Origin of the sequence: Rhizobium sp. BT03 (assembly GCF_030053155.1) — a bacterium.
Taxonomy (GTDB): Bacteria; Pseudomonadota; Alphaproteobacteria; order Rhizobiales; family Rhizobiaceae; genus Rhizobium.
Genome location: NZ_CP125642.1, coordinates 348,572 through 372,483, shown reverse-complemented (window position 1 = coordinate 372,483; position 23,912 = coordinate 348,572). Strand labels below are relative to the sequence as shown.

25 protein-coding genes are annotated in these 23,912 nt (G+C 61.8%); 7 read left to right on the top strand and 18 right to left on the bottom strand.

What is annotated here, in order from left to right:
• Nucleotides 1-32: 32 nt before the first annotated feature.
• The 5 genes from QMO80_RS26480 to QMO80_RS26460 all read right to left on the bottom strand — a co-directional run bounded on the left by QMO80_RS26480 (nt 33) and on the right by QMO80_RS26460 (nt 3,729).
• Nucleotides 33-797, bottom strand: a complete 765-nt coding sequence (locus QMO80_RS26480) for an amino acid ABC transporter ATP-binding protein (protein WP_283200863.1) — start codon at nt 795-797, stop codon at nt 33-35.
• 55 nt (nt 798-852) lie between these two features.
• On the bottom strand, nt 853-1,494 hold the full coding sequence (locus QMO80_RS26475) for an amino acid ABC transporter permease (protein WP_097625615.1): 642 nt from the start codon (nt 1,492-1,494) through the stop codon (nt 853-855).
• Nucleotides 1,495-1,503: 9 nt separating this feature from the next.
• Nucleotides 1,504-2,172: an amino acid ABC transporter permease gene (locus tag QMO80_RS26470; protein ID WP_012555312.1), complete on the bottom strand. Its 669-nt coding sequence runs from the start codon at nt 2,170-2,172 to the stop codon at nt 1,504-1,506.
• Entirely contained in the window at nt 2,169-2,618 is a 450-nt protein-coding gene (locus tag QMO80_RS26465) for a type II 3-dehydroquinate dehydratase (protein WP_283200862.1), read from the bottom strand. Before QMO80_RS26465 ends, QMO80_RS26470 begins: the two co-directional genes overlap by 4 nt.
• 280 nt (nt 2,619-2,898) lie before the next feature.
• Nucleotides 2,899-3,729, bottom strand: coding sequence for a transporter substrate-binding domain-containing protein (locus tag QMO80_RS26460; protein ID WP_071087126.1), 831 nt, complete (start codon nt 3,727-3,729; stop codon nt 2,899-2,901).
• Between the two features lie 220 nt (nt 3,730-3,949).
• Between QMO80_RS26460 and QMO80_RS26455 the strand changes: the two genes are divergently transcribed.
• Nucleotides 3,950-5,845 (top strand): bifunctional sugar phosphate isomerase/epimerase/4-hydroxyphenylpyruvate dioxygenase family protein, encoded by a 1,896-nt coding sequence (locus tag QMO80_RS26455; protein WP_283200861.1) that lies wholly within the window; start codon nt 3,950-3,952, stop codon nt 5,843-5,845.
• Between the two features lie 105 nt (nt 5,846-5,950).
• On the opposite strand, the gene QMO80_RS26450 is transcribed toward QMO80_RS26455, so the two are convergent.
• Nucleotides 5,951-6,625, bottom strand: a complete 675-nt coding sequence (locus QMO80_RS26450; protein ID WP_184341621.1) for a GntR family transcriptional regulator — start codon at nt 6,623-6,625, stop codon at nt 5,951-5,953.
• A 58-nt stretch (nt 6,626-6,683) separates the two neighbouring features.
• Entirely contained in the window at nt 6,684-7,352 is a 669-nt protein-coding gene (locus tag QMO80_RS26445; RefSeq protein WP_088940680.1) for a GntR family transcriptional regulator, read from the bottom strand.
• 499 nt (nt 7,353-7,851) lie between these two features.
• Here QMO80_RS26445 and QMO80_RS26440 point away from each other — a divergent pair, with 499 nt between their 5' ends.
• The 3 genes from QMO80_RS26440 to QMO80_RS26430 all read left to right on the top strand — a co-directional run bounded on the left by QMO80_RS26440 (nt 7,852) and on the right by QMO80_RS26430 (nt 10,045).
• Nucleotides 7,852-8,682, top strand: coding sequence for an MBL fold metallo-hydrolase (locus tag QMO80_RS26440; protein ID WP_283200860.1), 831 nt, complete (start codon nt 7,852-7,854; stop codon nt 8,680-8,682).
• Nucleotides 8,683-8,777: 95 nt separating this feature from the next.
• Nucleotides 8,778-9,152: a GFA family protein gene (locus QMO80_RS26435; protein WP_283200859.1), complete on the top strand. Its 375-nt coding sequence runs from the start codon at nt 8,778-8,780 to the stop codon at nt 9,150-9,152.
• On the top strand, nt 9,149-10,045 hold the full coding sequence (locus tag QMO80_RS26430) for an alpha/beta fold hydrolase (protein ID WP_283200858.1): 897 nt from the start codon (nt 9,149-9,151) through the stop codon (nt 10,043-10,045). Before QMO80_RS26435 ends, QMO80_RS26430 begins: the two co-directional genes overlap by 4 nt.
• Nucleotides 10,046-10,079: 34 nt before the next feature.
• Here the strand turns inward: QMO80_RS26430 and QMO80_RS26425 are convergent, their stop codons facing one another.
• Nucleotides 10,080-10,832: a polysaccharide deacetylase family protein gene (locus QMO80_RS26425; protein WP_283200857.1), complete on the bottom strand. Its 753-nt coding sequence runs from the start codon at nt 10,830-10,832 to the stop codon at nt 10,080-10,082.
• A complete protein-coding gene (locus QMO80_RS26420; protein WP_283200856.1) occupies nt 10,829-11,923 on the bottom strand; it encodes a glycosyltransferase family 4 protein in 1,095 nt (364 codons plus the stop codon). Before QMO80_RS26420 ends, QMO80_RS26425 begins: the two co-directional genes overlap by 4 nt.
• 180 nt (nt 11,924-12,103) lie before the next feature.
• Here QMO80_RS26420 and QMO80_RS26415 point away from each other — a divergent pair, with 180 nt between their 5' ends.
• From QMO80_RS26415 to QMO80_RS26405, 3 genes are all read left to right on the top strand, one after another.
• Nucleotides 12,104-13,822: an adenylate/guanylate cyclase domain-containing protein gene (locus QMO80_RS26415; protein WP_283200855.1), complete on the top strand. Its 1,719-nt coding sequence runs from the start codon at nt 12,104-12,106 to the stop codon at nt 13,820-13,822.
• Nucleotides 13,822-14,700, top strand: coding sequence for an FkbM family methyltransferase (locus QMO80_RS26410; RefSeq protein ID WP_283200854.1), 879 nt, complete (start codon nt 13,822-13,824; stop codon nt 14,698-14,700). The genes QMO80_RS26415 and QMO80_RS26410 overlap by 1 nt, the downstream gene beginning before the upstream one ends.
• A gap of 87 nt (nt 14,701-14,787) precedes the next feature.
• A complete protein-coding gene (locus QMO80_RS26405) occupies nt 14,788-15,531 on the top strand; it encodes a dienelactone hydrolase family protein (RefSeq protein ID WP_283200853.1) in 744 nt (247 codons plus the stop codon).
• Nucleotides 15,532-15,750: 219 nt separating this feature from the next.
• Here QMO80_RS26405 and QMO80_RS26400 read toward each other — a convergent pair whose 3' ends face one another.
• The 9 genes from QMO80_RS26400 to QMO80_RS26360 all read right to left on the bottom strand — a co-directional run bounded on the left by QMO80_RS26400 (nt 15,751) and on the right by QMO80_RS26360 (nt 23,898).
• Nucleotides 15,751-16,647, bottom strand: coding sequence for an RDD family protein (locus tag QMO80_RS26400; protein WP_283200852.1), 897 nt, complete (start codon nt 16,645-16,647; stop codon nt 15,751-15,753).
• Nucleotides 16,644-17,705 (bottom strand): stage II sporulation protein M, encoded by a 1,062-nt coding sequence (locus QMO80_RS26395; protein WP_283201230.1) that lies wholly within the window; start codon nt 17,703-17,705, stop codon nt 16,644-16,646. The genes QMO80_RS26400 and QMO80_RS26395 overlap by 4 nt, the downstream gene beginning before the upstream one ends.
• The gene (locus tag QMO80_RS26390) at nt 17,705-19,009 is read right to left on the bottom strand and encodes a DUF58 domain-containing protein (RefSeq protein WP_283200851.1); all 1,305 of its coding nucleotides are present in this window, start codon (nt 19,007-19,009) and stop codon (nt 17,705-17,707) included. The genes QMO80_RS26395 and QMO80_RS26390 overlap by 1 nt, the downstream gene beginning before the upstream one ends.
• Nucleotides 19,010-19,966 (bottom strand): MoxR family ATPase, encoded by a 957-nt coding sequence (locus QMO80_RS26385; RefSeq protein ID WP_283200850.1) that lies wholly within the window; start codon nt 19,964-19,966, stop codon nt 19,010-19,012.
• Entirely contained in the window at nt 19,953-21,227 is a 1,275-nt protein-coding gene (locus QMO80_RS26380) for a hypothetical protein (protein WP_283200849.1), read from the bottom strand. The genes QMO80_RS26385 and QMO80_RS26380 overlap by 14 nt, the downstream gene beginning before the upstream one ends.
• Nucleotides 21,220-21,969 carry a hypothetical protein gene (locus tag QMO80_RS26375; protein WP_283200848.1) on the bottom strand — a complete coding sequence of 250 codons (750 nt, stop codon included), beginning with the start codon at nt 21,967-21,969 and terminating at the stop codon, nt 21,220-21,222. The genes QMO80_RS26380 and QMO80_RS26375 overlap by 8 nt, the downstream gene beginning before the upstream one ends.
• 3 nt (nt 21,970-21,972) lie before the next feature.
• A complete protein-coding gene (locus QMO80_RS26370; RefSeq protein ID WP_283201229.1) occupies nt 21,973-22,416 on the bottom strand; it encodes a DUF805 domain-containing protein in 444 nt (147 codons plus the stop codon).
• A 210-nt stretch (nt 22,417-22,626) separates the two neighbouring features.
• Entirely contained in the window at nt 22,627-23,073 is a 447-nt protein-coding gene (locus tag QMO80_RS26365) for a DUF805 domain-containing protein (RefSeq protein ID WP_283200847.1), read from the bottom strand.
• Between the two features lie 345 nt (nt 23,074-23,418).
• On the bottom strand, nt 23,419-23,898 hold the full coding sequence (locus tag QMO80_RS26360) for a class I SAM-dependent methyltransferase (protein WP_283200846.1): 480 nt from the start codon (nt 23,896-23,898) through the stop codon (nt 23,419-23,421).
• Nucleotides 23,899-23,912 lie beyond the last annotated feature (14 nt).

Genomic DNA, 23,912 nt, shown 5'->3' with positions numbered 1-23,912 from the left:
GGAATTTGACGAGATATCGGCCCTGAGACCGATTATTTCCGCAGGATTTCTCCCAGAAATTTCCGGGTCCGCTCGTGCTGCGGGTTGGTAAAGAATTCGGCCGGCGGGGCTTCTTCGACGATCGCGCCGCTGGCCATGAAGATCACCCGATCGGCGACCTGGCGGGCAAAGCCCATTTCATGGGTGACGCAGATCATCGTCATGCCCTCGTCGGCCAGCGCGATCATCGTATCCAGCACTTCCTTGACCATCTCCGGGTCGAGCGCCGACGTCGGTTCGTCGAACAGCATCACTTTCGGCCGCATGCAGAGCGCCCGGGCGATGGCGACGCGCTGCTGCTGGCCGCCGGAAAGCTGGACCGGGTATTTGTCGGCCTGTTCCAGGATCTTGACCCGCTCGAGCAGCCCGCGTGCACGTTCCTCGGCTTCCGCCCTGCCGACGCCGATCGCCTTCATCGGCGCCAGCATGCAGTTCTGCAGCACGGTCAGATGCGGAAACAGATTGAACTGCTGGAAGACCATGCCGACCTCACGACGGATAGCATCGATGGTTTTGGCCTGGTCGCTGAGAAGGATGCCGCCGACCCGGATCTGACCTTTCTGGTAGGTCTCGAGGTGGTTGATACAGCGAATGAGCGTCGACTTTCCGCTGCCGGAAGGGCCGCACAGGACGATCCTCTCGCCGCTGCGAACGGTCATGTTGATATCGTGAAGGGCTTGAAACGAGCCGTACCACTTTTCCACCTGCGCCATGGTGATCATGGCTTCCGCGCGTTGGGGGGGAACGGGTCTGGTCATCGGTAGAACTCCAGGATTGGCGGTCAAGGCCGCATCGACGAACAAGTGGTGCGGATCAGCGCGCTGAAGCGGCAAACTTTCGCTCGAGGCGCGCCCCGAGGATCGTCAGCGGGCAGCACATCAGGAAATACAGGATGCCGACGACGCCGAAGACCGTCAGCGGCTGGAATATCTGGTTGGAGATGATGTTGCCGGCCCGGGTCAGCTCGGTGAAGCCGACGATCGAGGCAAGAGAGGTGCCTTTGATCAGCTGCACGAGGAAGCCGATCGTGGCCGGCAGCGAGATGCGCAGCGCCTGCGGCAGGATGACATCTCTCATGCGGGAGACGTATCTGAGGCTGAGCGCCTTTGCCGCTTCCGTCTGGCCACGCGGCACCGCTTCGATCGATCCGCGCCAGATCTCACCGAGATAGGCGCTGGCATGCAGCGTCAGCCCGATGGCGACGGCCACCCAGGCATCGAGCATCAGCCCGAGCAGGGCCAGGCCGTAATAGACCACGAAAAGCTGCATCAGCAGCGGCGTTCCCTGGAAGACGGCGATGTAACCGGCGGTCAGGCGTTCCAAGAGCGGGTTGCCCGAGACGCGGGCGAGAGCGACGCCGAGCCCGGCAATGCAGCCGCAGACAAAGCCGACGGCGGACAGAAGCACGGTCCATTTCAGACCGATCAGGAGGAAGACGAATTCGTCGTGACCCATGGAATCCTCCTACTTGACGGGATATTTGAAGTAGCGGGCGGAAAACGCCGCAAATAGGCGCATCATCACCCAGGAAATCACGAAATAGAAAAGCGTGACCGTGAAGTAGACCTCGAAGCTCCGGAAGCTCTCTGATTCGATGCGCTGGGAAACGGAGGTCAGCTCATAGGCCGAGATCGCCGAGGCAATGCTGGTGGTCAGCGTCAACAGCACGAACTGGCTGGTCAGCGACGGATAGATCGCCCGCAATGCCGGCTTGAGGATGATCAGCCGGAAGACCTGCGCCTTGTGCAGGCCAAGCGCCAGGCCGGCTTCCATCTGCCCCTTCGGGATCGACTGGACGCCGCCGCGAATGATCTCGATCGCGTAGGCGCCGCCGTTGATGCCGAGCGCGATGATCGCCGTCGGCGTCGGATCCAGCCGGATGCCGGTGAGCGGAAGCGCGAAATAGATGAAGAAGATCTGCACCAGGAACGGCGTGTTGCGGATCAGTTCGACGAAGGCGATGACCAGCCACCGCAAGGGTTTGAGCGCGGAATCGCGCAGGGCAACCCCGCCGATCCCGATGACGATCGCCAGCAGCATTCCGCAAATGGCAAGCAGGAAGGTCCCGAGACAGCCGAGCAGAAGGCTCGGCAGCCCATCGATGACAGGGGTGAAATCCAGCTTGTAATTCATGCTTTCGCTGCTCCCGCCATGTCGGCCATTGCTTCGATGGCAAGCTCATAACCGCGGGCGCCGAAGCCGATCATGATGGCGGTGGCGACGCGCGAGATCAGCGAATTGTGGTAGATGCTTTCGCGCGCATGAACATTCGAGATATGCAGCTCGATCTTCGGCGGCTCGAACATCTTCAGCGCATCGAGAAGCGCGATCGAGGTGAAGGTATAACCGGCGGGATTGATGATGATGCCGCAGGCCTCTTTGCGGGCCTGATGCACGCTTTCCACCAACTCGCCTTCGAAATTGGTCTGCCGGAAGTCGATGGCAAAGCCGAGACTGTCGGCCTTCGCCAGGCACTTCTCCCTGATATCGGCGAGCGTCGTCGAGCCGTAGATGGCGGGTTCGCGCTCACCCAGCAGGTTGAGGTTCGGGCCGTTGAGCACAAAAATGGTTCTGGTCATGTCGCGCACCTCAGGGCCTTGGGCATGGCGGTTGCGTTGACGGGCATGCCTGCCCGCCTTCACTTTGGTCTTTGTCTGGAAATTCCCACCGCAGGAGATCGCCGACTGCCCCTCATCCGGCTGCCGCCAGCTTCTCCCCGCTCGCGGGGAGAAGGGGATATGCGGCAACCTCTCCGTCCCTCACCAGCGTTTCGTGGGGCACGTCCCCTCGCCCCGTTTTTACGGGGAGAGGGTTAGGGTGAGGGGCAATCTGCAGCCACGGACGCGAACCGACGCTGGCTCAGTTCGCCGCGAACGGAATGCCTTCCAGCTTCTCCGGGAATTCCGGGACCGGGACCTTCATCCACTTGTCGTAGACGGCCTTGAGATCGCCGTTTGTCTTGATCTTGTCGATGAAGGTGTTGAGCGCCGCATTGATTTCCTTCTCGCCGAGACGCGTGCAAGCGCCGTTATAAAGTTTCTGGAATTCAAGCTTGTTTTCGAATTCGCCCGGACGCGCCTTGTTGACCCGGTCCATATAGAAGATGTTGCCGCCCAGCGTATCGACCTGGCCGGAAACCAGGGCCTGAACGCTCGCAGCGTCTCCGTCATAGCGGCGGATCGTCGTGCCTTCAGGCGCGTTCTTCGTCACCTGCGTGTCCTGTGCCGCACCCTTGGCGACGCCGACGCTGAACTTGGCCATATCGGCATTCGTCTTGATCTCCGCCGATTTGGGACCGATCAGGACGATGGCATTGGCAACATAGGGCTTGCTGAACTGCACCGCCTTTGCGCGATCCGGCAGCATTGCCATGGTCGCGAACAGAACGTCGACGCGCCCCGCCGTCAGCGCCGGAATGCGGTTGTTGACTTCGAGCGGTACGAATTCGACGGAAACGCCCAGCTCCTTGGCGAACAGCGTCGCGATGTCGGCATCGAGGCCGTCCTGCTTGCCGCCGCTGGTCACAAAGCCCCAAGGCGGGTTGTCGCCCTGAATTCCGACGATGATCTTGCCGCGAGCCTTGATTTCGTCAGGCGTGATGGCAGCGGCCGGTTGCGCCACGGTGACGGCAGCCACCAGGGCCGCCGCTCCGAGCATCGCGTTTCGGCGCGTCAGCATAGATTTGAACATTGTGTTTCCTCCTCTTTGGCGGTCGTTCGACCGGACAGCCACCTCACCTTTTGACTGTGGGAGGAATGATTGCCAGAGACGGACACGTAAATCAACAGAGTTTTTCAAAATCGTATGAGATTTTATAATGCCTCAAGCTATTTGAATTCCTCACGAGATTTGCAATAATAGGTGAGAGCGATTTTTCGCGGCTGGCGATGGATGCCGAAAGGGCTTTGATATGAAGACCTCGATTGCGACTGTGACGATCAGCGGCGAACTGCCGGAGAAGCTCGAGGCGATCGCCCGAGCGGGCTTCGACGGCGTCGAAATCTTCGAGAACGATTTCCTGGCCTTCGACGGCAGCCCGGCCGATGTCGGAAAACTGGTGCGCGACCATGGGCTGGAGATCACCCTGTTCCAGCCGTTTCGCGACTTCGAGGGCATGCCGGAGCCGCTTAGAAGCCGCACCTTCGATCGCGCCGAACGGAAGTTCGACGTGATGCAGCAGCTTGGAACGGATTTGGTGCTGGTCTGCTCGAACGTCTCGCCGGCCGCCATCGGCGGCATTGACCGGGCGGCAGACGATTTCCGGGAGCTCGGCGAACGGGCCGCCCGGCGCGGACTGCGCGTGGGCTATGAGGCGCTCGCCTGGGGTCGCCATATCAGCGACCACCGCGACGCCTGGGAGATCGTGCGGCGCGCCGATCATCCGAATGTCGGCCTGATCCTCGACAGCTTCCACACCTTGTCCCGCAAGATCGACGTCAATTCGATCCGCTCGATTCCCAAGGAGAAGATCTTCATCGTCCAGCTTGCCGATGCGCCTGATATCGACATGGACCTGCTCTATTGGAGCCGCCATTTCCGCAATATGCCCGGAGAAGGCGACCTTCCCGTCACCGCCTTTACCGAAGCCGTCGCCGCCACCGGCTATGACGGCTATTTCTCCCTGGAGATTTTCAACGACCAGTTTCGAGGCGGCCTGTCGCGGCCGATCGCGGCCGATGGCCACCGCTCGCTGATCTATCTCGGCGATCAGGTGCGCCGCGATCTCGGCACCGGCAGCATGACCGGGGCGGCGATGCCGGAAAGGGCTGCCGTCAAGGGTGTCGGCTTCGTGGAGTTTGCCACGGACGAACAGGATGAGGTCGAGCTGGTGGCCTTGCTGCGCACCCTCGGCTTCAGACAGACCGCCGTCCACCGTAGCAAGAAGGTCTCCCTATTCGAGCAGGGCGAGATCCGCATTCTCGTCAATGTCGATCAGGCGGGATTTGCCAATGCGGCCTATGCCGTGCATGGCACGTTTGCCTATGCCATGGCGCTGGTCGTCGACGATGCCGCAAAGGCATATGCGCGTGCGCTTGCTCTCGATGCCGAGCCCTTCGCCCAGCCGGTGGCGGAGGGTGAACTCGAGCTGCCGGCCATTCGGGGCGTCGGCGGCGGCATCGTCTATCTGATCGACGACAAGAGCGCTCTCGGCCGCTTTTCCGAAATCGACTTCCACCCGGTCACCGACGACACCGGCACGGCGTCTGCCGGCCTTCTCCGCATCGATCACGTCGCCCAGACGGTCGGCTATGATGAAATGCTCACCTGGCTTCTGTTCTACACGTCGATCTTCGAGACCCATAAGACCCCGATGGTCGACATCATCGATCCAGCCGGCGTGGTGCGCAGCCAGGTCGTCGAAAACCAGTCTGGCGCGCTGCGCATCACCATGAACGGAGCCGAAAACCGCCGCACCCTGGCCGGGCATTTCATTGCCGAGAAGTTCGGGTCGGGTATCCAGCACCTGGCGTTTTCGACCGACGACATCTTTGCAACCGCCGAAAAGCTTCGCGCCTGCGGTTTCCGGTCCCTGCATATTTCGCCGAACTACTACGACGACGTCGAAGCCCGCTTCGGGCTCGATCCTGTCATGACCGAGCGGCTGAAAGCGGAGAACATCCTCTATGACCGCGACGAGCACGGCGAATATTTCCAGCTTTACAGCGGCACCTATGGCGAGGGTTTCTTTTTCGAGATCGTCGAGCGCCGCGGCTATCGCGGTTATGGCGCCCCGAACGCAATTTTCCGCATCGCCGCGCTGAAAAGGCAGATGCGTCCCGAAGGAATTCCGAAAGACGCCTACTAAAGCGCGGCGCGATCTTTCAGATACGCTCCTCGCGCTTTAGCTCTTTGGTTTTGCGCATGTCGTTGCCGCAAAACCGCTGCACACTTTTGCGCGACATGCTTTAAATCAGAGAATGCGGCCGCTCTTCAGCACATGCTCGACGCCGCTCTGCACGTGCCGTCTAACCACCTCGGTCGCGCCGGCGACGTCACGTTGAATGGACAGTTCGAACAACAGCCGGTGGTCATCGACGACAGGCTTGCCGCGAAAGCTTTCGGCCAGCATATGATAACGAAGGAAGCGGTCGAAGACGGAAGACAGGGTCGCCATCAGCGTCTCTGAATTGCAGGCCGAGACGATCGCCTGATGGAACTCCCAATCGTACCGGACCCAGTCGACCGTGCGCGACATATCGCCCGCCAGCAGCTTGCGCTCGGCGGCGGCCAGCCGGTGATGGGCAGCAACGATGCGCCCCTCCCATTCGAGATTTCCCGCAGCGAATGCAAGGCCGATCGCATGCGTTTCAAGAACGATCCTCAGATCGGCGAGTTCCAGCAGTTCCCGACGCGAAGCCGGGCTGACTTCGAAACCACGCTGCCCTTCGGCGACGACGAGATTCTCCGTGGTCAGGCGGCTCAGAATTTCGCGCAGCGACGAAATGCCGATGGAGTAGCGCTCCTTGGCCTGCTCCAGCTTGATCTTGGCCCCCGGCGGCAATACCCCCGATATGATATCCTCGCGGATCTGCCGGAAAACGACATCGCTTACGGTTTCGGCCGGGTCGTGGACTTGCTTGAGCATGGCTTTTCCTGGTTTGCCGAGATGTGTGATGTCCCTGACCTCGAAGAGGCGTCCGTTGCTATTTCAGCGTCCCTTTGGCGAGCGCATGTTCCACCCCGCCTTCGATATGAAACGCAAGCACCCGCTTCGCCGTCTCCGCATCCCGCCGCAAGGCCGCATCCAGAAGCTGCTGATGTTCTTCGGCGGCGACGTCGCCGCGGTAGGACAGAGCGACCATCTGATATCGCAGATATTTGTCGAAGATCACCGAGTGGGTCTGCATCAGCAGCTTCGACCCGCAGGCGGAAATCAGCGCCTGGTGGAACTCCCAGTCGTAACGCTTCCAGTCCTCGGCCCGGCTGGTGTCACCGGTCGCCATGACCTGCTCCATCCGCGCCAACTTGTAATGGGCCGCGACCAGCGGCGCCTCCCATTCCACGTCCCCATGCGCAAATGACTGCTCCAGGGCATGGCTCTCCAGGAGCAGCCGCATGGCCGCCGTCTCCCTGAGGTCGGAAACCGACACCGGAGAAACTTCGAACCCCTTCTGTCCCTCGGCGACGACAAGCCCCTCGGAGGAGAGCCGGTTCAGCACCTCTCGCAACGTGCTGATACTGGTCTCGTAGGATTCCTTCAGGCTTTCCAGCTTCAGTTTTTGGGCGGGCGCCAGCCGCCCGAAAATGATGTCGGCCCGAATGCGCCGGTAGCTGCTCTCGGCAATGGTCTCGTTTACGACAGGCTGCAGCATCACCGAGTCTCTTATATTTCCACTATCGTCGGATATATCGCTTTTCGGCAACGCCGATCAAGGAAACATTCGCGCGGAAGCGAACACAATTTTCTCAGAGGATGCTGTTTCTGCCGACATGCAATGCAGACGAGAAATCCGCTCACGCCGCACCGGCGCCTGCAACTGTATCAGGCTGTCGCAAAAACGTTTTAGCGCAAGTGGTTGACACCCGGATTCGGGCTGAGATGGCGGCAATTGTTTTTTCAATCGCGCGCAACCATCTAATAGGCATGACTTACGGGAAAATGCCCCCGCCCCTGCAGCCCGTTTACCGAAAACCAACCATACCGGGTTGCTTTCCGACGCGAAAGCCGATTGCTTAGGAAAATCTACTTCTTCTTCCGCTAGCGGTTAGGAGAATGAAAGGGGGTACAGGCAAACCCGTGGAATTCTGCTGCTTCGCATCGGGATAAACTATGTTTACGATGGCGGTGCGGGAAGGCCGGTTTGAAGAAAGATGACGACAGAACTGTTTCAGGTAAAATTTTGGGGCGTCCGCGGCAGTATTCCCGTCTCGGGGCCCGAGTTCGACCGCTATGGCGGTAACACTTCCTGCATCGAAATTCGTTGCGGAGAACACAGGATGATCTTCGACGCCGGCTCCGGCCTGCGCGAGGCCGGTCTGTCGTTGCTCGCCGACGGCGTCAGCGACGTCGACCTGTTCTTCAGCCACTGCCACTACGACCACATCATCGGCCTGCCCTTTTTCAAGGCGATCTATTATCCCTCGATCAACGTCAACATCTGGTCGGGCCATCTCGACGGCAAGATGAGCACGCGCGAAATGGTCGAGCAGTTCATCAGCCCGCCCTGGTTTCCTGTGAAGACCGACATCTGCCAGGCGACGATGAACTTCCGCGATTTCCATCCCGGCCAGGTGCTCACCCCGCACGAGGGCATCGAGATCAAGACCTTCATGCTCAACCATCCGGGCGGTGCCATCGGCTACCGCATCGAATGGCAGGGCCGTTCGGTCGCGCTGATCTACGATATCGAGCATATTCCCGGCAGCCACGACCCGGTCTCGCTGGAGATGATGCGGGACGCCGATCTCGTCGTCTACGACTGCACCTACAATGAAGACGAGATGCAGCGTTTCAAGGGCTTCGGCCATTCGACCTGGCAGCACGGCACCGAGCTGGCAAAGATTGCCGGCGCCAAACGCTTCGCTCTCTTCCATCACGCGCCCTCGCGCACCGACGAACAGCTGGCGCAGATGGAAGCCCAGGCCCAGGCCGCCTTCCCCGAATCCTTCGCCGCCCGCGACAATCAGACCGTGGTGATCTGACAGCTGCAGGCCGCTTTTGCCGCCTGCAGCGGGGAACCGATCCCGAGCCGGACCGTTTTCACAGCATCGCAAGATCGTCGAAACGGGTATCAGCCATGACCGTATTTTCCGGACAATGCCTTTGCGGGCAAGTGCGCATCTCCGTTCGCGGCGAACCCATTCGTGTTGGGATCTGCCATTGCATGGACTGCAGGAAGGAAAGCGGTTCGGCCTTCACCTTCTATGGGATCTGGCCCGCCGGCCAGTTCGAACATGTGGGGAAAACCGGCGCGTTCCAAGGCCGGCATTTCTGCACCGGCTGCGGTTCGCGGCTGTTTTCCGTCGATGACGAGGAGGCGGAAATCAAGCTCGGCATCCTGTCCGAGGCGCCGACGCCGCTCGTGCCGAGCTACGAACTCTGGATCAAGCGTCGGGAAGCGTGGCTGCGGCCGGTCGAGGGCGCCGAGCAGTTTGAGGAAGACCGACGATGAGCGGCGCAGCCGGAGACGCTCCGACGGCGGCCCTCGTCCAGCATCGCCGGATCACCGTTGCCGGCATCGAGACGTTTTATCGCGAAGCCGGAAGACGCGGTGCGCCTGTCTTGCTGCTGCCGCATGGATATCCCTGCTCCTCCTATGAATTCCGCAACCTCATGCCGCGCCTGGCCGACCGCTGGCGGTTGATTGCGCCGGACTTTCCCGGCGCCGGCTATAGCGGCACGCCCGACGACTTCAACTACAGCTTCGATGGCTACGCCACCTGGCTGGAGGCTCTCGTCGACGTGCTGGAGATCGACCGCTTCGCCCTTTACCTCCACGATTTTGGCTCGCCCACCGGTGCGCGACTGGCCATCAAGGATCCCAGGCGCATCGTGGCGCTGATCATCCAGAACGGCGACATCCCCTATGAGGATGCGCTCGGGCCGAAATATGCGGATATCGAGGCGACGTGGTCGCTGCCGCGATCGGAGATGAGGAAGGTGCTGGCCGAGGCGATCAGCGAGGCGACCTTCAAGGAGGAATTCCTCAACGACCTGCCGCAGCCTCTGGACGCCGCCGTCCCGCCGGATCTCTGGACGCTGCACTGGTCGCTGATGACGCCGCAGCGCAAGGAAATCGCCATCGACCTGATCGCCGGGCTGAAGGAGAACCGGGCGTGGTTTCCGCAGCACCGGAAATATCTCCGGGAAAACCGGCCTCCGGCCTTGATCGTCTGGGGTCCCAACGACCACTACATGCCGGAACAATCGGCGCGCGCCTATCTCCACGATCTGCCGGATGCGGAACTGCATCTGCTCGGCGGCGGCCACTGGCTGCTCGAGACGCATCTCGAAGAGGTCACCGCACTGATGCGAGATTTCCTCGGGCGCGTTCATCCCAGTTGATCGGCTAACTGATCGGTCACCGGACCGGCAAACCTCACGGCTTGAGAAGTGCCGATGCCGCCGACCAGTGGACGGCGGGATGCCGTCCCGTTGCGGCAAACAGGGCCGACAGGAAACCCCAGGCGGCGGCGTCATGCACCAGATGGTGGGCGAGCACGCCGATCGGCTCGTCGCTGCCGGCAAAGCGGTCGCGCAATTCCGCCACCAACTCGGCCACCAGTTCCGCCTCGCTCCGTCCACCGCGGGTGCCGTGCCAGTCGATAATGTCGACATGGGTGTTGAGAAGCGGTATCGGCCCGCCCTGGCTTGCTCGCCCATAGACCGAAAGCGCTGTAAAACCGAGGTCCGGCAGCGCCGGGATGAGGGCGGCGTCGATCCGGTTCCATGGCGGCACCAGCACCGGCAGGAAGCGGGCCGGATAGAGCCGCTGCAGCAGCCGGAACCCGTCGCTCAGCTCGCCGAGCACGATCTCCGCCGGCCGTTCACTGCCAAGCTCCTGCTTCTTCCGCTCCGGCCCCGCATGATTGCTATGCGACCAGCCATGCACGGCAACCGTAACGCCCGCCTCTGCCGCCAGCCGCGCCGCCAGTGCCTCGCCCGTCAGGCCGGGAATGACGGCAAGCGTCAGTGGCACCTTGTTTTCGCCGGTTAACGCCAGCAGCCTCTCCAGATCAGGCGTCGGCTCGATCGCATCGTCGTCGCGCAGCCACAAGCGGGCCACACGGCCGGCGGCCTGCCAGCGGTCGAGTTCGCGGCGTAGCGGCTCCCAGCTCGTCATGTTGGTCATTCCATCACTCCTGTTGCCGCATTGGCTCGCAAAATTCCGTCCAAAATCCCGGCGGCGCTTGCCAGCGAGCGCTCCCTGAGCACGAAGCGGCGCGCCGCCTGCCCCATCGCGTCGCGCCTCTCCCCCTCGTCCAGCAGGGCAGCCACGGCCGCGGCATAGGCGGCGACATCGCCATCCCGCGTCAGCAGGCCGGTCACCCCGGGCTCGACCACCGCAGGCACCCCCGCCGTCTCCTGCGCGACGACGGGCAGGCCGGCAGCCTGGGCTTCGAGATAGGCAAGGCCGTAGGCCTCGCCGCAGCCCGGCCAGACATAAAGGCCGCCGCGCCCGAGCAGGCCGGCGATCTCAGCCCCATTTAGCTCGCCCAGCCATTTGATGCGGCCGGCGGGAAAGGCGGAAAACAGCGCCTGCACCTCCCGGCGCATCGGGCCATCGCCGATGACGGCAAGCGTCCAGGGCCGGTCTTCGATCAGCCGCAGCGCTTTTGCAAGCATGGCATAACTTTCCATCTTGTCGCCGGCCCGCATCATCGCCACCACCATCAGACGCAGCGGATCGGGCACCAGTGACACCGTCTCGAACAGCGCCGTGTCGATGAAGGGCTTCAGACGAGCAAGCCGCGCCTGCGGAAAGGCCGCCGCAAGCCCGGCCTCATCGCGCCCGGTGAAGCTGATATTGACCGCCGCCTGCAGGATCGCCTGCCCCACGCGCCTCTGCTGAGCCGCCCAGCCGGTGCTGTCGCGTTTGGCCGCATAGGAGGCTTCGGCGGTGACATAGGGAATGGCGAATTCGGCGGAGATCACCGGCCCGAACGGGTCGGGCGATTTGTAATAGGGATGGTAGCAGAACCACAGATGGGGCCGCGGCACTGATGCCCATTTTTCCCGCAGCCGCCGCAGCTCGGCACCGATCGCCGGTTCGAGCGCGGCTGCCGCTTCCGGGGTCGCGGCATAGGTGCGGAATTCCGAGACGACCTCGACCTCATGGCCGGCAAGCTCCAGCGCCCGGATCAACAGCCGCGCCATCAGCCGGTCGCCCGACGGCACCGGATGGTTCGGCGATTTCATCGGCGCGTAGAAAGCCACCCGCATGCATAACCCTCATATGAAGACACAGTGTTTCCAACCGGCATGGCCGCGGGCGAAACTCCGCTATTGTCCATTTCCCTAAAACTTGCGCATAAGCATATGGAATGTGATCGCGATGGAAGCAATTCCGCCTCTTTCTCAATTTCTATGAGCCTGCGGTTGCATCGACAAGAACGGGAATGAATGACGACGGTCTCGGCCACAGGGATTTTTTCGGAGCGCACGATCAGAAGGGCGAGGCTTGGTTCCGGCCTCGTCATTTTCGTCTTCGTCCTGATGCATTTGTCGAACCATGCGATCGGCCTGATTTCAGTCTCCGCGGCCGATAAAGCCGCCCGGCTGTTCATGGCGATCTGGCGCAATCCTCTCGGGACCGTCATCTTCTATTCGTCGGTTCTCACCCACATGGCGCTGGTGCTGCGCGCCATCTATATGCGACGCAGCCTGGTCATGCCAAAGGGCGAAATGGCGCAGATCGTCCTCGGCCTGCTGATCCCGCTGCTTCTCATCGATCATGTCATCGGCACCCGCATTGCCCATGAACTCTACGGCTATATCGATGACTACGAGACGGTCGTCGGCTCGCTGTGGATCAGGGCGCCGGCGAACGGCTTGCGGCAGGCATTCGGCCTCGTCGCCGTCTGGATCCACGGCTGCATCGGCCTGCATTTCTGGCTGCGCTACCGCCCCTGGTACCCGGGCCTGGCGCCGCTGCTGCTGGCGCTGGCGATCCTCGTGCCGGTGCTCTCGCTGCTCGGCTTCGTCGAAATGGGCCGCACACTCGCCGACCCGTCCTATCAGCAGGCAATCGCCAACAGCCCCTATAAGGCGACGGTCAATGCCCGTTACGGCTCGAACCCGGAGGTTCACCGTCAGGTCTCGGCGATCCGCGCCGGGCTCTACGGCGCCTTCTCGGCCTCGCTGCTGATCGTCGTCGCCGCCCGGGCCCGGCGCAAGCTGAAGGAGCGCCTCGATCAGGTGGCCGTGCATTATCCGGGCGGCGAGGTGATCCGTGTGCCGCGTGGCTTCTCGGTGCTGGAGGCAAGCCGGCTCGGCGGGCTGCCGCATTATGCCGTCTGCGGCGGCAAGGGCCAGTGCTCCACCTGCCGGGTGCAGATCCTCGGCGATTACGAAAGCCTGCCGGTTCCCGACAAGATGGAACAGACGACGCTGAGGCGCATCAATGCCGGCCCGGATGTGCGGCTTGCCTGCCAGCTTCGCCCGAACCGCGATGTCGCGGTGGCGCCGTTGCTGGTGCCGGCGCTCGAAGCAGCCCTTCCCGTCAACAGCCAGGAGACCAGCCCGGGGCGCGAACGCGAGATCGCCGTGCTCTTCGTCGATATCCGCCATTTCACCACGCTGACGGAGACGCGCCTGCCCTTCGACGTCGTCTTCCTGCTGAACCGCTATTTCGCCATCATCGGCAAGGCGGTGGAGCAGGCGGGCGGGCGACTCGACAAGTTCATCGGCGACGGCGCCATGGCGCTCTTCGGCCTCAACACCGCCCCTGAAGAAGCCTGCCGCCAGGCGCTGAAGGCGGCCGCGGCGATCGTCGCCGAGATCGAGAAACTGGCCGCCGAACTCGCCGAGGAACTGGCGCTGCCGCTGCGCATCGCGATCGGCATCCACACCGGCCCGGCCGTGGTCGGCACGATGGGCTACGGCCGGGTCCGCAGCATGACGGCGATCGGCGATACTGTGAATGTCGCGAGCCGGCTGGAAAGTGCGGCCAAGGAGTTCGAAGCGGCGATCGTCATCTCCGAGCCGGTGGCAAGCCTTTCCGGCGCCGATCTTTCCGGCATCGAAAGCCGCGACATCAGCGTGCGCGGCCGGGCGCTACCCTTGAAAGTCTATGTCATTCCGAGAGAGAAAGCGGCAGAACCGCTCGAAGGAAAAGACTGATGCCCGGCACACCCTGGCTGACCGCCAAATATTGGAGCCGCCGGCTGCGCAAGGCGCGCAATGCCGCGGCCTCGCGCTTCTTCGACACCCGCTTCGGCCGCCGCCTGCTGATCGAAAATATCGGCCCGCGCGTCGTCTCGATGACCGTCGATGCCGGCGACCATCTGATGACTTTCTCACCTTCGGATTATATCGGCCGCAAGGTCTTCCGGAAGGGCCATTTCGAGCGCGAGGCGGTCGACCGGCTGATCGCCATCCTGCGCGAGCGCGGCCTGCTCAGAAAAGACACGACGCTGCTCGAGATCGGCGGCAATATCGGCACCCAGACCGTCTATTTCGCCTTGAGCGGCACCTATGCCAATATTGTCAGCATCGAGCCCGACCCGCGCAATTTCCCGCTGCTTGAACTCAACATCCGCCAGAACCGGCTCACGGAAAAGGTCCGCCTCGTCAACTGCGCCGCCGGCGAGCACGACGGCGAGATCGACTTCTTCCTCAACCGCAACAATCACGGCAAGAGCAGCGCCCTCCGCCAGAACCCGACCGACAGAAAGATCAGCGTGCCGGTGAAGCCGGTCTCCGAGATCCTTAGCGACCTCTCGATCGATCCTGGAGCAATCGGCCTCGTCTGGATGGATATCGAAGGCTACGAGCCGATCGCCTGCCGCTCGATGCAGCCCCTGCTTACCCGCCGCGTGCCGCTCCACATGGAGTTCACGCCGCTGTTCTACGGAGCCGAGGGCACGAGAGCCTTCGTCTCCATGCTCGCCGGCTATTATGAGGATTGCCTCGTCCTCTTCGAGGATCGCGAGGAGGAGATGAAGGTGCGGGATCTGCCGGGGGAATTCGATCAGTATAATGTGTTGTTTCTGCCGTAGAGGCGGCTTGGAGGCCATAAGCCCCAAGCGGTCCTTGGCGCTCGTAAGACTCCTAGTTTTTGTACTTTGGCAGAGTTTGAGAAACAAATGCGCTTGTTTTCATGCATCCTCGTTTTTCTCGCGTTTATGTTTGGCAATGCTCATGCATCCCGGCAGCAATTCACCGTATCGACGCCGGGCGGCCGGATTCTGATCGAGAGCTTCGGGAACTGCGCGAAGGCAACATGTCCGGCTGTTTTGATCTTGAGCGGCAGCAAGGGCTTTGGAGCGATCGCTTATGATGAGATCAGCAAGACGTTCCGCGCTGCTGGATTGAATGTCTATCTCGTTCACGTCCTGTCGCCGGCCGACATTGACGCCATTGCCACAGCGACCGATGCGCGTGCGCGGATCGTCTTCTATGCGCAGCGATTGCCGGAGTGGATATCGGCCGTTCAGGGCGTGGCCGCCTATCTTGAGGGGCAGCCGCGTCACGGCGGTAAGGTTGGCGTCCTCGGAATCTCCCTCGGCGCGCAAATCGCTGCGGCCGCTACGGTTGGACGCGCCGATATTGACGCTGTGGTGTTGGTCGATGGCGCCTTCCCGAACGGCTATTCGCAACCTGTCCGTTCATTGCCGCCCTTACTGCTGATCTGGGGAAGTGCTGATCGTACATTTCCCTTGTCGACCGGCCGGGAGCTGCAACGGACGATACAACAGCTTGGAGGGTCCGTTGCATTTAATGTTTATGAAGGCGGGGCGCACGATTTTTTCCTGAGATCGGCAAGCCCAATCGCTGAGGCAGCACACCGGAACGCAGCCGATTTTTTGGCAGCGCATCTATTGCGATAGGTCCGACTTCCGACCGACGCAGCCGTCCCGCCGCGTGCCGCTCCTGAAAAGGCCATTGGGATCGTCGTTGGCGCTGTGCCGTGCGGCCCCCATCATTGCCACCACTTGGCTTTCTCAAGAATGACCTTCCGCATCACCTTGTGGCTGGGTACGGCATGTGCCCGCGTGGTCGAGAGGTGACGATGCCACACGCTCGGGCCTGCCTGCGCATTCGCCGTCTCACACAAGCCTCTTCGCCTCTGTCCGCGTATGCTCGTGATACTTATTCTCCCGCAGCGTCCCGAATAGCTTCAAGCTCTCCAGATGCTCGCGCTGGGCGCGGTAGAATTCGTTGAGGAAGAGCAGTTCCTGGCCGGGCTTGACGGTGTCGGGATAGCGGATCCTTCGGGTGATGGTGCGCACGATCTGGACGATCTCTTGGCTCTGGGCGTTCTTTGTCGTGTCGCGAAGCACGTCTTCCAGCGTCTGCAGCTCATATTTGCCGTAGACATCGAGATGCTCGGGCAGGAATTCGAACTCCGGCTGCGCGGCGGCGGCGGGTGCGGACAGTGCGAGGTCGGACAAAAGCACGGAGCGCGGATTGTCGATCACCAGCGTGCCGGCGATGATGTCGCCAAGCCGTTGCCGGCGCCGGTTGGCGAGCGGCACGATCACCACCACCAGAAGCCAGGCGCTCGTCAAAGCGATTTCCCAGCCCGACTGCGTGGCGACCGATGCCAGAAGGCTCATCGGCCCGAAGATCTCCACCTCCTTCATCAGGTTGCGCGCGGTCACCTGGTGCGGCGTCAGCCGCCGTCCATTGGCGTTGATGACGCGGATGCCGGTTATCTTTTTTCCGGGCGTACGCCCGTTCCAGATGAGCTCGGAGAGAATGTAATAGGGCGTCCGCACCAGGAAGCCCAGCAGGACGATCAGCATCGCCTCGACGTTCGAAGGCAGGATTCCCGTGAAGGCGATCAGGAAGGCGCAGATGAAGATGAGGATATTGGTGAAGATGACGTCGAGGATTTGCGCGCCGAGGCGGCTGCCGATGGAGCCGATCGCGAAAGTGATCGGAACACCTTCAGGCGGGATGAACCGTTCGACGCGCTTGCCGTGCTGGACTGACTGGTTCATCGCACAGGCTCACGCGAAACTTTGCTGTCGCGGCCGCTCAACAGCAGCCAGCCCACCCAGAAGAGGCCCATGCCCCAGCCGACGGCGAGGCGCCAGATCGGATCCTGTATCAGCTGGCGCAGGAAGCCTTCGATGAAGGCCGCCACGATCAACATCAGCGCCGCCAGGATCGCGAGCTTGACGGCATCATGCCCCTGGTGGCGCAACGCCTCCCTGCGCGTGCGTTCACCCGGCAGAAGAACGGCAAGGCCAAGCCTTGCGCCGCCGGCACAGGCAATGGCGATGGCCGCAAGCTCGGTCACGCCGTGGATCGAAAGCCAGCCGAACACCTCGTAACCCAATCCCTTGCGGGCGAACATCGCGTAGAAGGCGCCCAGGATCAGGCCGTTGTAAAAGGTCAGGATGAAGCTCGGCAGCGACACGAAAATGCCGAGCGTGAAAATCAGCACGGCGATGGTGGTGTTGTGGGAAAAGAGAAAGGCGGAAAAGGCGGCCAGCCTGTCGCTGTCATGCCCCTCATTGCCATAGATCGTCGAGCGGAGATATTCGGCCGATGCGTCCGGGGTGCGCTGGTCGGCGAGGTCCGGCGGCACAAAGGCATAGAACCAGCTCGGGTCGCTGTTGCAGAGCTTGTAGCCGGCAAGCGCGCCCAGAACGAGGGCCAGGAAACCGATGAACAGAGGCAGCGCCGATCGGCGCACCGCCTGCGGGATGCCCTGCACCAGCAGCCGGGTGAGCAGGCCGCCGAGGCTTTCCTGCGGCGCATAGACGACCAGATAGGCCCGGGCGCAGAGGCTTTCGAGATAGGCGATCAGCGCGCGGTCGAGGGAAATGTCGCGCGCCACGCTCAGCGAGTTCATCGCCTGCCTGTAGCCGCCGGCGAGATTGCGGACCTCGTCATAGCCGAGCGCTGCCGCGCCACCCTTTTCGGCCCGCGTCACGAGATCATCAAGCTGACGCCAGTGCGCTTCACGCTCCACCCGGAAGCGCGCCGAGCGAAGCATATCGGTCTGGACCGCCCCGCCCGTATCTCTGCTGTCGCCGATACCGATATCCATCATATCATCTCACGGGATTTGATTTCGATGTAACGCGCAATGAGATCCGAAGTCAGTGCCTCCGGCGTGCTGTCGAGGCAGAGCACGCCGAGACGCGCCAGTTTTTCCATCACGGTGCGCCTCTCCTGCAGGATCTGGCGCGCTGCCACGGAGCGGGCGACGGCGTCCAGCGTCACCTCTTCGGGTTCCGTCAGCTTTGCCAGCATCGGATCGCGCAGGGCGACGTAGACGACGAAATGATGCCGGGCGAGCACCTGGATGTTCTCGATCATCAGTTCCGCCGTGATGCTGTCGACGAAATCGGAGAATATCACGATCAGCGACCGTCGCATCAAACGCCCGGACAGATGCGTCAGTCCCAGCGTATGGTTGCTCTCCTGGGTTTCGTAACTGAGCTCGGCGCACATTGTCTGCAGCCGCGGAAAGGCCGCTCTTCCGGGCAGAGCCGGCACGAATAGGCGGGGGCGGCTGTCGAAGCTGTAAAAACCCACGAGATCGCCGGCAAGTCCCGCGGCCCAGCACATGGCCAGCGCCGCGTTGATGGCACGATCGAGCTTGGTGAAGCCACCGAGCTGTTCGGCCATCAGCCGCCCGGAATCGACACACAGGATGATCTGGTGGTTTCGTTCGGCCCGCATCTCGCGCACGACCAGATTGCGCATCCGGGCGGACCGCTTCCAATCGATGCTGCGCGGATCCATGCCGCTGGCAAATTCACGCAGCTGATGGAATTCCGATCCTTCGCCGCGCAGCCGCAGATCCTTCTGGCCGGCTTCCAGCGGCAGGATCTGGGTCTTGACCGCTCCCGACAGCACCGGCGATATGTCGGGCAGCACGGCGATCTCTTTTCCCACCGGCATGCGCGCGACCATATCGAGCAGCTTCAGCCGCGACGGCCATTTCAACCACAGCTCATGGACCGCGTATCGTCCCCGCCGCGTCAGATGAAGATCGAAGGCGGCACTGGTCTGTTCTTCTCCCGCGCCCAATCTGCTTTCGCCGATGGCAAGCTCGGGCGCGCAATCGAGCCGGCTCTCGATATTCCGAGGCACCGCGCCCTTCTGCGGCCGGATGGCGAACGTAAACGCGGCGGTGTGGCCGACAAAGCCTTGCGGCGGCAGATCGAATTCCACCGTCATCCGGCCGGACAGAGCCGACATGACCAGATCGCCTGCCGTCAATGCCGCGACCACGACCCACAGGCCGATGAGGAGGTAGCCCATATCGTGCCACCACACGCTGACGAAAACCGTCACCGCCGCCAAAATCAGAACAAGCGCGATCAGATACCGGGATGGCCGCATTTAACGGGGCGCATCCACGCGGTTCATGATGTTGCGCAGCACCTCGTCCGGTGTGCGGCCGTCGATTTCGGCCGAAGGCGAGAGAATGATGCGATGGCGAAGCGCCGGCACCAGCAATGCCTGGACATCATCCGGCAAGCCGTAGTCCCGGCCCTCGAAGGCCGCACGCACGCGCACGGCGGCGGCCAGGGCGTCGGCGGCGCGCGTCGATGCGCCGTAGAGAATATCGGCATCTGAGCGCGTGGCGCGCACCAGGTCGACGACATAGGTCAGGATCGTGCCGTCCAGATGGATCGCATCGATCAGCGCGCGCCCCTCGGCCAGCGCGGCGCTGGTGACGAGCGGGCGGATGCCGGCATTGCGCATATCCGCTTGCAGCGCCTGCTTGGCGTGTTTGGAGAGGATGGCAATTTCCGTATCGCGGTCGGGAAAATCGACGACGAGCTTGAACAGAAAGCGATCGAGCTGGGCTTCCGGCAGAGGATAGGTGCCCTGCTGTTCGATCGGGTTCTGCGTCGCGAGCACGAAGAAATTCGAGCCCAGCGAGTAATCGGTTCCGTCGAGCGTCACCATCCGCTCGTTCATCGCCTGGAGAAGCGCCGATTGCGTCTTCGGCGGGGCGCGGTTGATCTCATCGGCCAGAAGGATATCGGTAAAGACCGGACCCTTGGTCAGATGGAACTGATTGGTCTGGAAGTTGAAGAGATTGACGCCGAGCACATCGCCGGGCATCAGATCGGGCGTGAACTGGATGCGGCGATAATCCAGCGCCATGGCGGCGGAAACCGAGCGGGCCAGCAGAGTTTTGGCCGTGCCGGGAGGACCTTCGACGAGGCAGTGCCCACCGGCAAAGATCGAGATCAGGACGAGGTCGATGATCGCATCCTGCCCCTGCACCACTTTGCCGATTTCGCCGCGAACCGTGGCGATAAGATTGCGAAATTCACCTAGATCCAAGGTCAAAGCTCCCCAGCGATTTTCTGAATGTATCGAGATTGCGGTGCAGGTCCGCCCGCGTCATCACATGGCCGCGTTCGATCAGCGCCTCGGCTGCGGCGTGCAGCGCCTGCGCGGCTGCCTTATCCTGTCGCGCCAGGCGTTGAAACAGCCGCGCTATACCGGCCTGATTGCCGGCTCCGGAGCCGAAGAGCAACTGCGCCTTGTCGGCCAGCAGATGCAGCACGAACTGGCCGGCCATCCGCCCGTCATTGCCCGACAGGCGCAAGAGCCGCGCCGTGGCGTCGATGGCGGCGGTCTTCGACAGCTCGATGTTTGCGGATGCCTCGCGCAAAGGCGGCCCGAAGCGATAGGCGCCCCGCCAGAAGCAGATCGCTGCGACGACGATCAGCGTTCCCCAGATGACCGACAGCGGGTAGGCGAAAAACCGCTTGAGATCGGAGGCAGAGCGCTCATAGGACTTGCCCTCGTCAACCGGTTTCTCGCTGTCCAGAGGCTGGCCGGCCGTATCCAGATAGACCGGCCGTTTTTCCGCTGCTCCGCGCAACAGGGTGACGAGCGACACGGCGAAGGAGGCGTTATCGGCCAGGGCCAGTCCATGATTGTTCAACAGGTCGGGATCCGACAGAAGATACACATTGGGCTTCTGCGCGCAGCGCAGGAGCAGCGCACCCAACGGCGTGCCTGCAATCTCCTTGCAGCCGCTCGGGAGACTCGACCGCTCGAAGGTCTGTGCTTGATAGAGGTCGATCTTGATTGGCTGACCCGATTTCAGCTGGGTTTGCGCCTCTTCAAAATCCGTCTTGCTGCGGGCGAAGCCAAAATCCGAGTACCCGATCTTCTCGAGTTCATCACTGATATCGATGAGATCAACCAGTTTCGATTTGCTGGCGACACCATCCATTGACACGCTGCCGCGCCATTTCGGCAAAACGATCAGCGTCGGCAGGGCGTATCGGCTTGCCTCCTCAGCCGGGTTTGCCGGGCCCGCGTCATCCGTTTCTTCGCCGGCCTGCGGTGCGACAGCCTCACCTTTGCGTATCGACAGCGGAACGATGCGCAGCGAGATTTCCGAACTCGCTCGGGCGACATGCGGGTCGGATCGGACGACAGGGATTCCCTTGGCCTGCAGCCACAATTCCAATCCCTTGTTGCCGAGCGGCGAGCGGTCGAAATCATTGCCCCGCGGCAGCCAGAAGAGTGCCAGCGCTACCAGCGCAAGCACCAGAACCAGGATTAAAACGGGGGCCGACTTACGCATGGGCCAACCTGCCCATTGCAAGCAGGTCGCGCGCCGTCGTGAGAAGGACGCCGAAATGGTTTTCCGCAACGCTGCGGCCGCCGTAATGCACGAGTTCCACCGCCGTCAGGAAATTTGCAAGCCGCTCGCGCTCGGGCATGTTTTTCGGCAGCCGGGCGAAAACGGCGCGTTCCGTATCGGCGCGGAAAAGCCGTGTTCCGGTGATATCCGCCGCGTGCAGCAGGCAATGCCTGAGCAGCAGGACAAGCGCCTGTCTTCGATCCGCCATGGCCGCAATGCGCTGCAGGAAATCGCTCGGCTTTTCCTCAGCCTCCGCGGCTGATGTGCGCCAGCTTTCCGGCGCTTCGCCTTGCCGCTTCATGTCGCGGGGAGCCGATGAGAGCAAGACACCGCCATTGCCGAAGCGTATCAACAATCCGATGACCACGATGAGACCGACAAGCACGACGGCAACCGCCAGAGGACCGCTGACGGCCGGTTCCCGCGGGATCATCAACGGCTTGCGTTGCGGTGACGATGTCGTCGTATTCGATGCCGGTGCGTCTTTCGCGGAGGCGTCGCCATAGATCAGCGTACAGCGCAGGCCGTTCTGCTGGCACTGCGAGGCATATTCGGCTCCGGCGGCGCTCTTTTGAAGATCACCGCCCGCGGCCTGCTGACTGCCCTGCGCTTGCGCAGGCGGAAAGGGAGCCGAGGCGGCCAGGAACAAGGCCACCAGCAGGCCGGCGTTGCGGATGGTCATGCTTTAGGCAAAGACCTCTGATCGCGCTTCGGGGCGCAGAGGATCGGGACCGAACTTGTTCGGACCTTCGGTGCCCGGAAGCATGGAAATAACAATCGTCACCGGGAATGTGACGAAAGCGACATAAGGAATATAGCTCAAGGCAAACAGCGCAAGATACCACCAACCGGAAATATTGCGGTCATGGAAACGGCGAACCTGCAGGGATATCCCTGGCAAAAGGATTGCGAGCCCGAACAACATCCAGATGACCACGGTATAGCTAACCGGTGACGGCACTCCGCCACCACTGGTGGCGTAGGCGAGCACAAAGGCCACTATTGCAAGCGGGAACAGCGCCAGCACGCAAAATAGCATGAACCACCAATATTCCGAGCGGGGTGCCCGACCGGAAAAGGTTGCATATTTCTGCTTCAGAACAGTCCGAACGGCTTCAGTAAACCCCATTTGAAATGCCCCCATTTCAGTTTGCTGCAAGCGAGGCGCCCACAGTCTTATCCACGGCCTGCTTAATAGTCGTTTTTCGGATAAAACAGCTACAATTCAAACGCAGAAATTGCAATAAGTCGGCTGCTTCAAACAGGCGCCAGCTGATGCGAAAAACTAACCGCAGGAACGGAGCCGCCAGCAGGCCCAAAGTTGCGGATGCCCATGCTCTTAGGCAAAGACCTCTGCGCGCGCTTCAGGCCGCAGCGGATCGGGCCCGAACTTGTTCGGACCTTCGGTGCCCGGAAGCACGTTGATCACCAGGATCGCAATAACTGCAATGAGGCCGATGTACGGAACGAAGTTGCCGATCAATAAGGCGAGATACCACCAGCCGGAAATGTTGCGATCATGGAAGCGGCGAACTTGAACTGCGATCGCCGGCAAGAACATCGCGAGCAAAACCAATCCGCAGAGGAAGAAGAGGAGGGCGAGTGGTGGGGGAACTCCGTCCCGGAAGTCGGAAAAGCTGGCGACTACATTGCACAAGATGCCTATGGCAAGCAGCACGAGAACATAAAATAAAACATACCACCAATATTCCGCGCGGGAGGCCCTGCCGGAGAAAGTCGCATATTTCTGCACCAGAACCGTGCCGGCAGCGTCTGTAAACCCCACTTTAATGACCCATCTCTGCTAGCTGCGAGTTTGGTGATCCCTCACCTACCGGCTCGGACCTAACAGCCCGACGAAAAACAGCTACAATTCAAACGTATAAATTGCAATGAGGCAGCTTCATCGCGTCAGCATTCAAAAGCGACGCTTGGGCGGAGACGCTTTTAACTTCGATGACCGCGAGACGGACTTGCTTTGCGACTTGCCGGGGAATTCGCTCATATGATGTGGTGCGCGTAGCCCCCTCATCCGCCTGCCGGCACCTTCTCCCCGCGGGGGAGAAGAGGATCGTGGCGACGCCTCGCTTTTGTTGAAACTTCGGTTCGTCACAGTCGCCGCAACGGCGACTTAAGTCCTGCGATAGAGGAAATACCGCCCTTCCTTGATCCCCTCCGGCAGCGGCAGCGCCACCAGCTCGGCATGCTCCAATGGCAGGCCGCTGACGGCGATGCCGTTGGGGGCGAGCACGCCGGCCATCAGCTGCGGCAGCCAGGTCAGCGTTACCGCGTCGATCTCGTCATGGCCGGTGCCGATATCGGCATGGGCGAGCGCCGCGCCGATGCCGAGGAAGGCCTGGCCGGACTCGCGGATATTGCCGGTCACCATGTCTTGTGCCTCTGGCGTCGAGGCCGAATAGGAGCGGACCTCCCAGTCAAAGGCGACGATGCGCCGGCCGGGGAAATTTTCGCGCAGGTGATCATAGGTGCGGCCGTTGCCGAGGCCGAATTCCAGCACCGGGCCTTCGATTTCGCCGACCAGATCGATGATCGCGTTCAAAATATCGCGCTGCGCCGTCAACCGGCGAATGAAGCTGTCGAGGCGGCTCATCTAATCCATATCCG